Here is a 15,450-nt window from a genome sequence, read left to right on the forward strand (position 1 = left end):
CTACGTGGTCAGCCTCCGACGGCCACACCGAACAGCATGCCCAGACCGTAGGTGATCGCCGCGGCGGCCCCGCCGAGCGCCAGCTGGCGCAGCCCGCTGTACAGCCAGCTGCGCGCCGTCACCCTGGCCACCACCGCACCGCAGGCGAACAGCCCGACCAGGGCGAGCAGCACGGCCGGCCACATCGCGCTCGCGCCGAGCAGATACGGCAGTACGGGCAACAGGGCCCCCAGCGCGAACGCGCCGAACGACGACACCGCGGCGACGAGCGGCGAGGGCAGGTCGCCCGGGTCGATGCCTAGCTCCTCGCGGGCGTGGATCTCCAGGGCCTGCTCCGGATCGCGCGACAGCTGGCGCGCGACCTCGCGGGCGAGACGGGGCTCGACGCCGCGCGACTCGTAGAGCGCGGCGAGCTCCCGCTCCTCGTCCTGGGGGTGCTTGCGCAACTCGCGCCGCTCGACGTCGAGTTCGGCCTCGACGAGCTCACGCTGCGAGGCGACGGAGGTGTATTCGCCGGCCGCCATGGAGAAGGCACCGGCGGCCAGGCCCGCCAGACCGGTGATCACGATCGTCTGCTGGGAGACGGCGCCACCCGCGACGCCGGTCATCAGCGCGAGGTTGGAGACGAGCCCGTCCATGGCGCCGAACACCGCCGGGCGCAGCCAGCCGCCGTTCACATCGCGGTGGGTGTGGTTGTCACGGTGCGCCTCGTGCAGTACGGCGTCGGTCTCGATGATGGACACAGCTCTCCCCTTCTCCGGCAGCGGGTTTCACGCGCTCCGCCCCCGCTCAGCTCCATCGAAAGTACGCACGAAAAAGGGCGCCCGCCAGCAAGGCAGGCCGTACTTACCTGCCCTGTGACCAGGTAAGTACGGCCTGCCTTGCCACGTCCGGGCCATCATCCGACTGGCCCTTTTGTTGTGATTTCGGCCTCTGCCGAGGCTTCGCGTGGCACATATCGAGGAGGCACGAGAACGGGCCCGGTGCGAGCGAAGGGTCGACGCGATGGAGTCGATTGCAGGAAGTCCGGTGGAGCCTCGGACGCATGGCGCCCGGGCGGCGGTGCGGGGCGGCGCGCCCCGGGGGGACCTGGGGGACCGGGCCCGGGGCGCACTGCTCGGCCTCGCGGTCGGTGACGCGCTGGGCGCACCGGCGGAGAACCTGCGGCCGTCCGAGATCCGTCGTCGCTGGGGCCGGATCGAGGGCTTCGTGAGCGACGACCCCGCGGGCACGGACGACACGGAGTACGCGATCTTCTCCGGGCTGCTCCTCGCGCGGCACGGTTCGGCGCTGACGGTCACCCAGGTGGAGCGGGCGTGGCACCTGTGGATCGCCGACCTGGACGAAGGGCCGTTCCGCGGTGCCGGGTTCAGCGAGCGGGGCACGCTGGAGAATCTGCGCCGGGGCCTGGCCGCCCCGATCTCCGCCCAGCACCGGCACGCCTGGAGCGACGGCCTGGCGATGCGGGCGGCGCCGTTCGGCGTCTTCGCGGCGGGCCGGCCGGACGAGGCGGCGCGTCTGGTCGCGGTCGACGGGCGGGTCAGCCATGACGGGGAGGGGATCTACGGCGGCCAGGCGGTGGCGGCCGGGGTGGCCGCCGCGATGGCGGGCGCCGGGGTCGCGTCGGTGATCGCCGCCGCGCTGTCCGTCGTCCCCATGGACTCCTGGACGGCGCGTTCGCTGCGGCGCGCCGTGGCCGCCGCGCAGCGCACGTACCCCGACCGGCTCACCGGGGAACGCGCGGTGCGCTCCGCGGTGGTGGTCGGCGGCTACCCGTGGACGGACCTGGCGCCCGAGGCGGTCGGCCTGGCCTTCGGAGCGTTCGCGGCGGCGCGCGGCGACTTCCGCACGGCGGTGCTGACCGCGGTCAACATGGGCCGCGACGCGGACACGACGGCCGCGGTGGCGGGGGCCCTGGCCGGCGCCCTGCACGGGGCGTCGGCGATTCCGCGGCACTGGGGGGAGGCGATCGGTCCGGTCCGGGGCAGCTGCCTGCCGTCGATGCGGGGCTACCACGTCCTGGACATCGCGGAGTTGCTCACCCCGGACGAGGCGGACGACGCGGACGAGACGGACGAGGGCGGCCGGGGTGCAGCCCGCACACCGGAAGGCGGGCGGGATGCAACAGCCCGTGCACCGGAAGGCGGCCGGGCGCACCCCGCCGACCCCGAGCACGCCCCGTCCGCCGCCGGCCAGGAGGGCCCGACACGGGACCACCCGCGTACGGACCCGGGCGGCACGCCTCGGGCGTCCGCCGCCGGACCGGCGCACAACTCCCCCGTCGCACCCGCCACCGCACGCGAAACACACCGGACCGCCCCGCGCGACACCTACCGCGAAACCCCCGAGGAAGCCCCGCGCGACACCTCCGACGACGCCCCCGACGACGCCCCGCGCACCCCCGCTTCCCCGCCCGCCCGGCTACGCGCCCACCCCTCCCCGGGTCATCGGGCCCGGATCGAGGGGCTGTTGCTCGGGCTCGCCGCCGGGGACGCCGCCGGGTGGCCCGCCGCACGGCACCGGGCCGCCCGGATGCCCGAATGGACCCGGCGCCTCACCCGGGAGCTCGACACCTTCGCCGAGCAGAACGCCACAACCACGCTGCCCGTCCCCATCGCCCTCAACCAGCCGCCCGAACCCCTGCGGCTCGGGCCGTCCGACGACGCCGAATGGGCGGCGTTCGCCGCCGGGACCGTGCTCGCCTCGACGGCCGTTCCGCTGCACGGGCTGTCCCCCGGACACCGGATGCGGGCCGCCGTCGACGTCGCCTGGAAGGCGCTGGCGGCCGAGGTCGCCGCGGCTGCCGCCCGCGCCCCCGAGGTCGAGTCCGCGGTGCTCCCGCTGCGCGCCCGGATCTCGGTACGAGCCGGACTCGGCAATCTCGCCGCCGGGTTGCGCCCGCCCGCCACCGGCCACGACAACCCGCACTACTTCGACGACGCGGCCTGCGTACGGGCCGCCGTGCTCGCCGTCGTCCACCCCGCCGACCCGGCGGCCGCCGCCGACCTCGCCGAGTTCGACGCCCGCTACACCCAGGACGGCGACGGAGTGCACGGCGCCCGCGCGATGGCGGCCGCGATCGCCGAGGCGCTGGGCGGCGCGGACGTGGACACCGCGGTGAACGCCGCGCTCGCACAACTCCCCGACGGCACGGAGATCGCCCGCAACGCCGCCCACGCCGTGCGGATCGCCCGTGACTTCGTCGGCGAGGCGGCGGGCGCGTTCGCCCTGGTACCGGTGCTGGAGCATCAGATCGTGGACCACGTCTACAGCTACGGGATCGCCGCCGCCGAGACCGTCCCGGTCGCGCTCGCCCTGGCCACCGCGGCCCGCGGCCAGATCGCCCAGGCCGTTCCCGCGGCGGCGTGCCTGTCACGGGTGGCCGACTCCGCGCCCGCGCTGGCCGGCGCGCTGACCGGCGCGCTCTGCGGCGTCGGCGCCGTCCCGGACGGCTGGCGCGAGGCCTGCCGCACCTTGGCGGGGTGTGCGCTGCCCCGTCTCGCGGGGACCGACCTGATCGAACTCGCCGGGCTCCTGGCAGCCACGGAACCGAAGCCCACGGGTGGACAATTCGGACATGACATCCATGACGCCCGTGCGGTCCGGGGCGAGAACCACGGCACTCACACTCGATGAGCGGATCACGGGAGCGCTCGTCGGCGCCGCGGTCGGCGACGCGCTCGGCGGTCCGGTCGAGGGCCGGCCCCCCGAGCAGATCGTGGCCCGCCACGGCGGGCGGATCAGCGGCATCGTCGGCCCGTGGGACGGCGACGACTGGCGTACGGCCCGCCCCATCGCCCCATACCACAAGGGCGACGGACACGTCACCGACGACACCTTGATGAGCCATGCGCTGGTACGGGTGTACGACGCCGTGCGCGACCATCTCGACGCGTACGCGGTCGCCGACCACCTCGTGCCGGAGCTGATCTCCACCCCCCGCTGGATTCCGGAGCTGGAGGCCGACGCGCTGCCGCTCCAGCGGATCTTCCTCGCCGAGAAGTGGATCGTCGCGCGGCTGCACTACGGCCATGTCGATCCGCGCGAGGCGGGCTCCGGAAACATCGTCAACTGCGGTGCGGCGATGTACATGGCTCCGGTCGGCCTGGTCAACGCCGCCCACCCGGAGGCCGCGTACGCCGAGGCGCTGGATGTCGCCGGCGCCCATCAGTCCTCCTACGGCAGGGAAGCGGCCGGAGTCTTCGCCGCGGCCGTCGCCGCCGCCTGCGCCCCGGACGCGACGCCCGCCGGCGTCGTCGACACCTGTCTGTCGCTCGCCAAGGACGGCACCCGGTCCGCCATCGAAGCGGTGTGCGAAGTGGCCACCCGTCACCACGACTTCGAGACCGCGCTCGCTCCGCTGCGCGCCGCCGTCGCGCCCTTCGACACCGTGGGCCCCGACTACCGCGCCCCCTCCCTCGGCGCCCGCCGGCCGTCCCGGCTGCACGCCATCGAGGAACTCCCGATCGCGCTCGGCATGCTGCTCGTCGCGGACGGTGACTACCGGCACGCGGTCCTCGGCTCGGTCAACTACGGCCGGGACTGCGACTCGATCGCCACCATGAGCGGCGCCGTCGCGGGCGCGCTCCACGGCGAACCGGCGATCCCCGCCGACTGGGTGAGCACGGTCGCCGAGGCCAGCCGGCTCGATCTGCACGCCCCCGCCCGGGCCCTGGCGGGCGTCGCCCGCGAAGTGTTCGCACGGGACACGGCCCGGCGCCGCGCCCACGAGTCGGCGTTCAGCGCGCTGGCGGGTACGCCATGACCCTCCGGGTGACGTGGGTGCAGCCCGAGGACCTGGTCGGGCACGAGCTGCGCCAGGCCGCCGAGGACGGGCGGGACGCGCGGGCCATCGCCCGCCGGTGGTACGAGGCGGGCGGCGCCCCCGCTCCGGAGCGGGCGGGCGCGTCAACCCCTCCGGCCCCGGAGCTGCGCGCGCTGGCCGAGCGACTGCTCGACGAACTCGCCCTGCTGGACTCGCCGTTGGCGGCGGACGAACCGACGGACCTGGCCGCCGTCCGGGCCGCCTGTCCGAACTGGCCGGCCTCCCGCACGGGCCCGACACCGGTGAGCCACGAACGGCTGCACGCCGCCTGGCTGGGCCGGGCCGCCGGCTGTCTGCTCGGCAAACCCGTCGAGAAACTGCCGCTCGCCGGTATCCGCGCACTGGCCCGTGCCACCGGCAACTGGCCGCTGACCACCTGGTTCACCGCCAAGGGGCTGCCCGCCGAGCTGGCCGCCACCTACCCCTGGAACCGCCGCTCCGCGTCCACTTCCCTGGCCGAGAACATCGACGGCATGCCGGAGGACGACGACCTCGACCACCCTCTGCTCACCCTGCTGTTGCTCCAGCGGTACGGTCCGTCCTTCACCACCGGCGATCTCGCCCGGCTCTGGCTCGACGAACTCCCGGCCGGCCGCACGTTCACCGCCGAGCGGGTCGCGTACCGCAATCTGCTCGACGGGATCGAGCCCCCGAGCACCGCCCGGTACCGCAATCCGTTCCGGGAGTGGATCGGTGCGCAGATCCGGGCCGATGTGCACGGCTGGACGCATCCGGGCGACCCGTCGGCCGCGGCGGAGCAGGCCCACCGGGACGCGGTCCTCACCCACACCGCCAACGGGGTGTACGGGGCCATGTTCGCCGCCGCCGCACTCGCCGAAGCGGCCGGCGGCGCGCACGACGTGCACGGCTGTCTGGCCGCCGGGCTGCGCGTCGTGCCGCCGCGTTCGCGGTTCGCGCACGCGGTGCGCTTCGGCATCGCGGCGGCCCGTGGCGAGAGCGGCTTCGACGCGGTGGCCGACCGGCTGCACGCCGAGTACGGCGGGTACCACTGGGTCCATGTGCTGCCCAACGCCGCCCTGCTGGCCGCGGCCCTGACCCACGCCGACGGCGACTACTCCGACTCCATCTGCCGTGCGGTGTCGGGCGGCTGGGACACCGACTCCAACGGTGCGACCGCCGGCTCGCTCGCCGCACTGCTGGCCGGGAGCCCCGGCGCGCTGCCCGACCACTGGACCGCCCCGCTGAAGAACCGTCTCGCCACGTCGGTCGCCGGATTCGACTCCATCGGCTTCGACGCCCTCGCCGAACAGACCCACCGGCTCACCCTCAAGGAGGCACTCCGCCCATGACCGGCATCGCGGTGCTCGGCAGCACCAATATGGATCTCGTCGCGTACGTCGCACGGGCGCCGGAGCGAGGAGAGACCGTCACCGGACGGGAATTCCGTACCGTTCCCGGCGGCAAGGGCGCCAACCAGGCCGTCGCTGCAGCCCGTGCGGGCGGCGACGTGACGATGATCGGCGCGGTCGGCGACGACGAGTACGGCGCCCTGCTGCGGTCCAACCTGGAACACGCGGGCGTCGACACCGATCTGCTGCAGACGGCCGAAGGCCCCAGCGGCACCGCGCACATCGTCGTCGACGAGCTGGGCGCCAACTCCATCGTGGTGATCCCCGGCGCCAACGGCGCCGTCACCGCTCTCGGCCCCGGCGAGATGGCCGCCATCGCCGGGGCCGATCTGCTGCTCCTCCAGCTGGAGCTGCCGCTGTCCGCCATGCTGGAGGGTGCGCGCGTGGCCCATGCCCAGGGCGTACGGACCATCCTCACCCCGTCCCCCGTACAGCCTCTGCCCTCCGAACTCCTCGACTGCGTCGACCTGCTGATCCCCAACGAGCACGAGGCGGCCGCGCTCACCGGCGCCACGGACCCCCACGCGGCGGCGCAGCTGCTGCTCGGCCAGGTCCCCGCGGTCGTGGTCACACTCGGCTCGAAGGGCTGCCTGTACGCCGCCCGGGGCGGCGAGCCCGTTCTCTTCCCCGCCCCCGAGGTCACCGCGGTCGACTCCACCGGGGCCGGGGACACCTTCGTCGGGACGCTCGCCGTGGCGCTCGGCGAACGACGGCCCGTACCCGAGTCGCTGGCCTGGGCGTCGGCCGCCGCCGCGCTGTGCGTACAGCGGCCGGGCGCCTCGACCTCCATGCCGTACCGCAGTGAGATCGACGCGGCATGAACACCACCGCGCAGGCGCCGCTGACCGGGCTGCGGGTCATCGACCTCGCCACGCTCTTCGCGGGCCCCCTCGCCGCCACCATGCTCGGTGACTTCGGCGCCGAGGTGATCAAGGTGGAGCATCCGCGCAGGCCCGATCCGTCACGCGGACACGGGCCCACGAAGGACGGCGTCGGTCTGTGGTGGAAGCTCCTCGGCCGCAACAAGCGCAATCTGACCCTCGACCTGTCCAGCCCCGGCGGGCGCGACATCCTCCTCCGGCTGGCCGCCGGGACCGATGTGATCATCGAGAACTTCCGGCCCGGAACCCTGGAGCGCTGGGGTCTCGGCTGGGCGGAGCTGCACGCCGTCAATCCGCGGCTGGTGCTGGCCAGGGTCACCGGCTTCGGTCAGTTCGGTCCGTACGCGCACCGTCCCGGCTTCGGCACCCTGGCCGAGGCGATGAGCGGGTTCGCCGCGATCACCGGGGAACCGGACGGGCCGCCCACGCTCCCGCCGTTCGGGCTCGCCGACTCGATCGCGGCGCTGGCCACCGCGTACGCCGTGATGGCCGCGCTCGCCGGACGCGACAGGACCGGGGAGGGGCAGGTCGTCGACATGGCGATCATCGAGCCGATCCTGACCGTGCTCGGCCCGCAGCCGGTCTGGTACGACCAGCTCGGCTACGTACAGCCGCGCACCGGCAACCGCTCCCGGAACAATGCCCCGCGCAACACCTACCGCACCTCGGACGGGCACTGGGTCGCCGTCTCCACCTCCGCGCAGTCGATCGCCGAACGGGTCATGCGTCTGGTCGGCCGGCCCGAGCTGATCGACAAGCCCTGGTTCGGCTCCGGCACCACCCGCGCAGAGCACTCCGACGAACTCGACGAGGCGGTCGGTGACTGGGTCGCCCGGCACACGCGTGAGGAGGCGGTCTCCGCGTTCGAGAAGGCGGAGGCGGCCATCGCGCCCATCCACGGCATCCAGGACGTGATGGAGGACCCGCAGTACCGGGCCCTGGACTCCGTCACCGAGGTGGACGACCCGGAGCTGGGACCGCTGCGGATGCAGAACGTCCTGTTCCGGCTCTCGGCGACACCGGGCGCGATCCGCTGGGCGGGCCGGCCGCACGGTGCGGACACCGACGAGATCCTCACCGCCCTGGGTCTGTCGGGCCCGGAGATCGCCGCGCTGCGGGCGGAGAGCGTCCTGTGACGGCGATGGTCCCCCTCACCTTCCTGTACGTGCCCGGGGACCGGCCCGAGGTGGTGCGCAAGGCACGCGACGCGGGCGCGGACGTGGTGATCGTCGATCTGGAGGACGCGGTCGCGCCGGACCGCAAGGAGTACGCGCGGTCGGCCACCGCCGAGCTGTTGTCCGAACCGGCCGAGGACACGGACGTGCCGCTCCATGTCCGGGTCCACACCGAGGCGGATGTCGTCGCCCTGGCCGGACTGCCGGGTCTCGCCGAATTCCGGCTGCCGAAGATCACGCACGCGGCCTCCGTGCACCACATCGCGGCCGTGGCGCCGGGGGTCGCGCTCTGTCCGCTGCTGGAATCGGCGCTCGGCATCGAGCACGCCTACACGGTCGCCGCCGCCCATCCCCAGGTGCGCTCCATCGCGCTGGGCGAAGCGGACCTCCGGGCCGATCTGGGGGTACGGGACGACACCGGGCTCGACTGGTCGCGCAGCCGGGTCGTGGTCGCCGCCCGCGCGGCCGGTCTCGCGCCGCCCGCCCAGTCGGTGTTCACGGACGTACGGGACCTGGACGGCCTGTGGGCGTCCTGCGCGCGCGGCCGGGCACTGGGTTTCCTGGGCCGGGCGGCGATCCATCCGCGCCAGCTCCCGGTCATCGAGCGGGCGTTCTGCCCGACGGCGCGGGAGGTCGAGGCGGCGGCGGAGATCGTGGAGGCGGCCGTGACGGACGAGGGCGCGCTGGCCCTGCCGGACGGCCGGTTCGTCGACGCGGCGGTGGTGGCCTCGGCCCGCCGCACGCTGGCGCTGGCCACGCGGGCGGGGTGACGGCCGGGATCCGCTGCGGGCCCGCCCGTCGATCCGGCGATCGAGGACACGCGTGGGGCCCCGAACCAGGCGGTTCGGGGCCCCACGCGTGACGCACGCACGGCTCAGCCGTTCTTCGCCGCCTCCGCGGCGCCGTTCTTCTCCGGCGTCTTCGCGGCACTGTCCTCGGAGTCGTCGGCTCGCTCGGCACCGCCGTCCGCGCCAGGACCCGCGTCCGCGTCGGACGACGCGACCGCCGCGTCCACGTCATCCGGGGCTTCGCCGTCCTTCACGGCATCGGGACCTTCGCCGTCCTTCGCGCTCTCGCCGTCCTCGACGCCCTCGGCGTCCACCGCGCCGGGCTCCACGACCTCCTCGCGCCCCGGCCGCACCTTCGCCGAGATCACCATGTACACCACCGCCAACAGGAACACGATCCCCGCGGTCCACACATTGAGGCGTACGCCCAGGATGTGGTGGGCCTCGTCGACCCGCATGTACTCGATCCAGCCGCGTCCCGCGCAGTACGCGGCGACGTACAGCGCGAACGCCCGGCCGTGACCGAGCCTGAAGCGGCGGTCCGCCCAGATCACCAGCAGGGCGACACCGATGCACCACAGCGACTCGTACAGGAACGTCGGGTGGTACGTACCGGCGACCCTGTTGGGGCCCTCGCTGATCTTCAGCGCCCACGGCACATCGGTCGGCTTGCCGTACAGCTCCTGGTTGAACCAGTTGCCCCAGCGGCCACAGGCCTGGGCCAGGGCGATACCGGGGGCGAGCGCGTCGGCCCAGGCCGGCAGCGGGATCCCGCGGCGGCGGCAACCGATCCAGGCACCGACGGCGCCGAGCGCGATCGCACCCCAGATGCCGAGGCCGCCCTGCCAGATCTTGAAGGCGTTGACCCAGTTCTCACCGTCGCTGAAGTACAGCTGGTAATCGGTGATGACGTGGTAGAGCCGCCCGCCGACGAGGCCGAAGGGCACCGCCCACACGGCGATGTCGGCGACGGTACCGGCTCTGCCGCCCCGGGCGATCCAGCGCTTGTTGCCGAACCAGACGGCGACGAAGACGCCGATGATGATGCAGAACGCGTAGCCGCGGAGCGGGATCGGGCCGAGATAGATCACGCCGGTCGACGGACTGGGAATGTAGGCAAGGTCCATGGCAGGGTCGACGCTACCTTGCCGGGTGGGGCCTACCGCAACTCGCCCGACAACGTATGGGTAACGGGCCGGTCATGGATTCCCCCTGCCGGACCACCACTCAGGAGTGCGACGGCGCCGGTGTGGCCGCACCCGGCTTCTTGCCCTTGTCGGCCTCGGCGACCCACTTCTTCAGGTTCGCCGCGGTGAGAGGTTCGTTCCCCTTCTTCGGGAAGATCGGCTCACCGTTGAGCAGTACGGTCGGCGTGCCCTGGAATCCGCCGTTCCGGAACGCCGTGTTGGACTTCTGGACCCAGCTGTCGTGCTTGCCGTCGTCCACGCAGCTGCGGAAGGCGGGGGTGTCGAGCCCCGGGACCTTCCCGGCGAGCTCGATCAGCTTGGCGTTGTCTCCGAAGGTGTCGTCGGTCTCCTGCGGCTGGTTGCGGTAGAGGACGTCGTGGTACGCGGAGAACTTGCCCGCGCCCTGTGCGCAGGCCGCTGCATTGGCCGCCCGCAGCGAGCCGCTGCCGCCGAGATTGCCGTCGATGATCGTGGCGAGGTGGTACTCGACCTTCACCTGTCCGGTGCTCTCCAGCTGGTGGATGGTGTCCCGGAACACGTTCTCGAACTGGGCGCAGACCGGGCAGCGGAAGTCCTCCCAGATGGTGAGCGTGGACGGGGCGCCGTCCGCGCCGACCTGGATGGCCAGGCCGTCCTTGCCGGTCGCACCGGACGGTGCGACGACGGGGCCCGCCGTCTTGCTCTTGCCGCCCGTGTTCGCGGCGATCACGCCGACGACGGCGGCCAGCGCCAGCACACCCACCACGGCGCCGCCGACGATCAGCCCACGCCTGCGGCGCTCGTGCGCCTTCTCGCGCTCACGCTGCTGGACGAGCCGGTCTCGCGCGGCCCTTTTTCCCTGTTCGTTCTTCTCGCTCACACCCGCAGCAACGAACCGGGGAGGCACGCGCGTGCCTCCCCGGACGAGGTCCACCCGTTTGGGTTACACCCGATTCAGCGCTTTCGAACGCCTTCGGCGAGTTCGCCCGCCAGGGAGCGGACCGCGGCCAGGCCGGCCTCCTCGTCGGGAGCGTCCAGCATGCTCTTGACGAAGGCGGAACCGACGATCACCCCGTCGGCGAAACCGGCGACCTCGGCGGCCTGCCGGGAATTGGAGACGCCGAGGCCGACGCAGACCGGGAGGGACGTGGTGGCCCGGGTGCGCCCGACCAGTTCCTGGGCCTGCTCGCCGACCGACTCACGGGTGCCGGTGACCCCCATCAGTGAGGCCGCGTAGACGAAGCCGGAGCCGGCCGCGGTGATGGTGGCGAGGCGCTCGTCCCTGCTGCTCGGCGCGACGACGAAGACAGTCGCGAGACCGTGCTTGTCGGCGTGCTCGCGCCACAGCTCGGACTCCTGGACCGGCAGGTCGGGCAGGATGCACCCGGCGCCGCCCGCCTCGGCGAGTTCGGCGGTGAAGCGCTCGACGCCGTAGCGGTCGATCGGGTTCCAGTACGTCATGACGAGGATCGGGACGCCGGTCGCCTCGTACGCCTCGCGGACCGTGCGCATCACGTCGGCGATCTTCACGCCGCCACGCAGGGCGATGTCGTCGGCGGTCTGGATGACCGGTCCGTCGAGCACCGGGTCGCTGTGCGGCAGCCCCACCTCGACGACGTCCGCGCCGCCCGCCACGACCGCCTTCACGGCGGCGATCGCGCCGTCGACGGTCGGGAAGCCGGCCGGCAGGTACGCGATGAGCGCGGCCCTGTTCTCCGCCTTGGCCCGCGCGAGGGAGGAACTCAACAGCTCCACATTGCCGCTCACCTGGTGACCTCCTCTTCCCCGTCGGCCACATCGGCCTCGACGACCCCGTCGGTCCCGTCGTACAGCCCGAAATAGCGGGCCGCCGTGTCCATGTCCTTGTCGCCGCGGCCGGACAGATTGACCACGAGCAGTCCGTCCTTGCCGAGTTCCTTCCCGACCTCCAGCGCCCCGGCCAGCGCGTGGGCGCTCTCGATGGCCGGGATGATCCCTTCGGTACGGGAGAGCAGGCGCAGCGACTGCATGGCGGCGTCGTCGGTGACCGCACGGTACTCGCCGCGGCCGATGTCCTTGAGGTACGCGTGCTCCGGGCCGATGCCCGGATAGTCCAGGCCGGCCGAGATGGAGTACGGCTCGGTGATCTGGCCTTCTTCGTCCTGAAGGACGTAACTGCGCGAGCCGTGCAGGATGCCGGGCTCGCCCGCCGTCAGGGTGGCCGCGTGCTCGCCGGTCTCCACCCCGTGCCCGGCGGGCTCGCAGCCGATCAGCCGGACATGGGCGTCCGGGATGAAGGCGTGGAAGAGCCCGATGGCGTTGGAGCCGCCGCCGACACAGGCGATGGCGGCGTCCGGCAGCCGGCCGGTCCGCTCCAGGATCTGGCGGCGGGCCTCGACGCCGATGACGCGGTGGAAGTCGCGGACCATGGCGGGGAAGGGGTGCGGTCCCGCGACGGTGCCGAAGAGGTAGTGCGTGTGGTCCACATTGGCGACCCAGTCGCGGAACGCCTCGTTGATGGCGTCCTTCAGCGTCCTGGAGCCGGACTTCACGGAGATGACCTCGGCGCCGAGCATCCGCATCCGCGCCACGTTCAGCGCCTGCCGCTCGGTGTCGATCTCACCCATGTAGATGGTGCATTCGAGGCCGAAGAGCGCGCAGGCGGTCGCGGTGGCGACACCGTGCTGTCCGGCGCCGGTTTCGGCGATGACCCGGGTCTTCCCCATGCGCCTGGTGAGCAGCGCCTGACCCAGTACGTTGTTGATCTTGTGCGAGCCGGTGTGGTTCAGGTCCTCGCGCTTGAGGAAGATCCGGGCGCCGCCCGCGTGCTCGGCGAAGCGCGGGACTTCGGTCAACGCGCTGGGGCGGCCGGTGTAGTTGATCATGAGCTCGTTGAGCTCGGCGGCGAAGGCCGGGTCGGCCTTCGCCTTGTCGTACTCGACGGCGACCTCGTCCACGGCGGCGACGAGCGCCTCCGGGATGAACTTGCCGCCGAACGCACCGAAGTAACCTTCGGCGCTGGGGATCAGACCCTCCGGGTCCGGGATGAAGAAGTCAGATGACATCCGACGTGTCTCCTCGACATCGCAATGGGTGGGTTCACCGTATGCGCCGTGAGCGAAGCGCCACCACGGCCGGAATCGGTCGGGAGGTGCGGTCGTACCCATGACAGGAGTGGTGCGGGTACGTCGGCCGGGGCTCGCTACAGCGCGGACCCCGTGCGCCATCGCATGCCGTTGACCTGGCCGGGCTCGTCGCCGATCACGTACCGCACGCGCCTGCCGTGCACCCGGCGCGCGGGGGCGCGGCAGCCGCGGGGGCGGCAGCCGCGCGCCAGCGGCGCGTGCGGGTCCCGGGCAGCCGTCACCAGGGCCTGCCGCAGGCGCGGCCGGGTGCGGGGCACGGGACGTGCGGCGGTCATGGTGCGGGGTCAGCCCCGTCCGTGGCGGAGCGCCGGATGGGTGCCCGCGGCGACCAGGTCGGCGACGGCGGCCCTCGGGTCGCGGCCGGTGACCAGGGACTCGCCCACGAGCACCGCGTCGGCGCCCGCGTTGGCGTACGCGATCAGGTCGTGCGGACCGCGGACGCCGGACTCGGCGACCTTGACGATGTGGTCGGGGATCTCGGGGGCGACGCGCTCGAAGGTGGAGCGGTCGACCTTGAGGTCCTTCAGATTGCGGGCGTTGACGCCGATGACCTTCGCCCCGGCGTCCACGGCGCGCTCCGCCTCCTCCTCGTCGTGCACCTCGACCAGCGGCGTCAGACCGATGGACTCGGCGCGCTCGATCAGGGAGACCAGTGCCTCCTGGTCGAGGGCGGCGACGATCAGCAGGGCGAGGTCGGCACCGTAGGCGCGGGCCTCCCAGAGCTGGTAGGAGGTGACGATGAAGTCCTTGCGCAGGACCGGGATGTCGACCTTGGCGCGGACGGCCTCCAGGTCGGCGAGCGAACCGCCGAAGCGGCGCTCCTCCGTGAGGACCGAGATGACGGACGCGCCGCCCGCCTCGTAGTCCGCGGCGAGCGCGGCCGGGTCGGCGATGGCGGCGAGGGCCCCCTTGGAGGGGCTTGAGCGCTTGACCTCGCAGATGACGGTGACGCCCTCGCCCCGCAGGGCGGCGGCTCCGTCCTTGGCCGCGGCAGCGCGCGCCGCGCGCGCCTTCAGCTCGTCGAGGCTGACGCGCGCCTGCCGCTCCGCGAGGTCGGCGCGTACGCCGTCGATGATCTCGTCGAGCACACTCACGCGAGCGGCCCCCTTCCGGAACGGTGATGAGGGAACAGGATCAGGCATGTCAATGCTATCCGCAGGAGGGCGAAGGGCCCGAATCGAGTCGGCGAATGTCCCACTACCTGGGCATTCAAGGCGCCAACGCCGATCCGAACGGAAGATTCCGGACGATCGAGAAGATCAGCAGCACGGCCCCGATCCCCCACCAGACGACGGGTTTCGCGGCGATGCTCATGGGCCTTCCCCGGGCGGCGCGGGCCGTCCAGACCACCCAGAGGACGGCGAAGGCCGCGTAGCCGACGACGGCGAGCGCGTTGGAGCCGAGGGCGGCGGCGATGTCGCCGTGCGCGACGGCGTGGGCACTGCGCAGCCCACCGCATCCCGGGCAGTACAGGCCGGTGAACCGTAGCAGCGGGCACACCGGGTAGTGGCCCTGCTGATTGGGGTCGACGGCGCCGACGTACCCGAAGGCACCGATGACCGCGGCCATGACTCCCGCCGGAACGGCGAGGCGCCGGATCCGCGAGACGGGCACGGGGGCCGGAGGGAAGACGGGCGGGGACGGCCGGTCGGACATCGGCGGCGGTCCGGACGTCGGCGGAGGGCCGGGGGCGGGCCGGGGGCCCGGCGCCGACGGCGCTGCGGCTGGGCTGGGCGATGCGTCCACTCGGTGATTATCCCTGCTGACGCGGAAAGGCGCAGCCCGGCCGGGCTGCGCCTCGCACACCCGTGGGGTGTCGCGTTGCCGCGTGCGTCAGGAGATCTGGGCCTGCGCGGCACGCGCCCTGGCGCGGGCCATCTCCTCCGACTCCTTCGGCATGCCGAGGCCCGCGGCCTTCATCGCGAGGCCGACCACGCCGCCGAGGAGGATGACGGCGATACCGGCCCAGAAGCCGACCAGGTTGGCCGCGACCGTGAAGACGCCCGCGACGCAGAAGCCGATGAAGGAGATGATGACACCGGTCCAGGCGGCCGGGGTGTGTCCGTGGCTGCTGCCCGCCATGAGTTGCTCCTTGTTGGTGATGCGCTGTTGGTATCGCT

The 15,450-nt window shown here is 73.0% G+C and carries 15 protein-coding genes and 1 pseudogene; 7 read left to right on the forward strand and 9 right to left on the reverse strand.

Annotation, left to right across the window (positions count from 1 at the left end; translation table 11 throughout):
- Nucleotides 1-8: 8 nt before the first annotated feature.
- The gene (locus ABZ826_RS04690; RefSeq protein WP_361442105.1) at nt 9-743 is read right to left on the reverse strand and encodes a VIT1/CCC1 transporter family protein; all 735 of its coding nucleotides are present in this window, start codon (nt 741-743) and stop codon (nt 9-11) included.
- Nucleotides 744-1,005: 262 nt separating this feature from the next.
- Here ABZ826_RS04690 and ABZ826_RS04695 point away from each other — a divergent pair.
- The 7 genes and pseudogenes from ABZ826_RS04695 to ABZ826_RS04725 form a co-directional block, all read left to right on the forward strand.
- Nucleotides 1,006-2,061 (forward strand): annotated as a pseudogene (locus ABZ826_RS04695) (ADP-ribosylglycohydrolase family protein); the annotation flags it as partial.
- A gap of 396 nt (nt 2,062-2,457) precedes the next feature.
- Nucleotides 2,458-3,636: an ADP-ribosylglycohydrolase family protein gene (locus tag ABZ826_RS04700; RefSeq protein WP_361442481.1), complete on the forward strand. Its 1,179-nt coding sequence runs from the start codon at nt 2,458-2,460 to the stop codon at nt 3,634-3,636.
- Nucleotides 3,578-4,765, forward strand: a complete 1,188-nt coding sequence (locus tag ABZ826_RS04705; RefSeq protein ID WP_361442108.1) for an ADP-ribosylglycohydrolase family protein — start codon at nt 3,578-3,580, stop codon at nt 4,763-4,765. Before ABZ826_RS04700 ends, ABZ826_RS04705 begins: the two co-directional genes overlap by 59 nt.
- Nucleotides 4,762-6,135, forward strand: a complete 1,374-nt coding sequence (locus ABZ826_RS04710; RefSeq protein WP_361442111.1) for an ADP-ribosylglycohydrolase family protein — start codon at nt 4,762-4,764, stop codon at nt 6,133-6,135. Before ABZ826_RS04705 ends, ABZ826_RS04710 begins: the two co-directional genes overlap by 4 nt.
- A complete protein-coding gene (rbsK, locus tag ABZ826_RS04715) occupies nt 6,132-7,016 on the forward strand; it encodes a ribokinase (protein WP_361442114.1) in 885 nt (294 codons plus the stop codon). The genes ABZ826_RS04710 and rbsK overlap by 4 nt, the downstream gene beginning before the upstream one ends.
- A complete protein-coding gene (locus ABZ826_RS04720) occupies nt 7,013-8,212 on the forward strand; it encodes a CoA transferase (RefSeq protein ID WP_361442117.1) in 1,200 nt (399 codons plus the stop codon). Before rbsK ends, ABZ826_RS04720 begins: the two co-directional genes overlap by 4 nt.
- 5 nt (nt 8,213-8,217) lie before the next feature.
- Nucleotides 8,218-9,021 (forward strand): aldolase/citrate lyase family protein, encoded by an 804-nt coding sequence (locus ABZ826_RS04725; RefSeq protein WP_361442484.1) that lies wholly within the window; start codon nt 8,218-8,220, stop codon nt 9,019-9,021.
- Between the two features lie 104 nt (nt 9,022-9,125).
- Here ABZ826_RS04725 and lgt read toward each other — a convergent pair whose 3' ends face one another.
- From lgt to ABZ826_RS04765, 8 genes are all read right to left on the reverse strand, one after another.
- Nucleotides 9,126-10,166, reverse strand: coding sequence for a prolipoprotein diacylglyceryl transferase (lgt, locus tag ABZ826_RS04730; RefSeq protein ID WP_361442120.1), 1,041 nt, complete (start codon nt 10,164-10,166; stop codon nt 9,126-9,128).
- A gap of 100 nt (nt 10,167-10,266) precedes the next feature.
- Nucleotides 10,267-11,085 carry a thioredoxin domain-containing protein gene (locus tag ABZ826_RS04735; RefSeq protein WP_361442123.1) on the reverse strand — a complete coding sequence of 273 codons (819 nt, stop codon included), beginning with the start codon at nt 11,083-11,085 and terminating at the stop codon, nt 10,267-10,269.
- A gap of 74 nt (nt 11,086-11,159) precedes the next feature.
- Nucleotides 11,160-11,972, reverse strand: coding sequence for a tryptophan synthase subunit alpha (gene trpA / locus ABZ826_RS04740; protein ID WP_361442126.1), 813 nt, complete (start codon nt 11,970-11,972; stop codon nt 11,160-11,162).
- Nucleotides 11,969-13,249, reverse strand: coding sequence for a tryptophan synthase subunit beta (gene trpB, locus ABZ826_RS04745; RefSeq protein WP_361442129.1), 1,281 nt, complete (start codon nt 13,247-13,249; stop codon nt 11,969-11,971). The genes trpA and trpB overlap by 4 nt, the downstream gene beginning before the upstream one ends.
- 137 nt (nt 13,250-13,386) lie before the next feature.
- Nucleotides 13,387-13,605 carry a tryptophan synthase subunit(beta) gene (locus ABZ826_RS04750; protein ID WP_361442132.1) on the reverse strand — a complete coding sequence of 73 codons (219 nt, stop codon included), beginning with the start codon at nt 13,603-13,605 and terminating at the stop codon, nt 13,387-13,389.
- Nucleotides 13,606-13,614: 9 nt separating this feature from the next.
- A complete protein-coding gene (trpC, locus tag ABZ826_RS04755) occupies nt 13,615-14,424 on the reverse strand; it encodes an indole-3-glycerol phosphate synthase TrpC (RefSeq protein WP_361442135.1) in 810 nt (269 codons plus the stop codon).
- A gap of 115 nt (nt 14,425-14,539) precedes the next feature.
- A complete protein-coding gene (locus tag ABZ826_RS04760; RefSeq protein WP_361442138.1) occupies nt 14,540-14,986 on the reverse strand; it encodes a DUF2752 domain-containing protein in 447 nt (148 codons plus the stop codon).
- A gap of 177 nt (nt 14,987-15,163) precedes the next feature.
- Nucleotides 15,164-15,412, reverse strand: coding sequence for an HGxxPAAW family protein (locus ABZ826_RS04765; protein WP_361442140.1), 249 nt, complete (start codon nt 15,410-15,412; stop codon nt 15,164-15,166).
- Between the last annotated feature and the right edge of the window lie 38 nt (nt 15,413-15,450).

Origin of the sequence: Streptomyces sp. NPDC047515 (genome assembly GCF_040643055.1) — a bacterium.
Classification (GTDB): domain Bacteria; phylum Actinomycetota; class Actinomycetes; order Streptomycetales; family Streptomycetaceae; genus Streptomyces.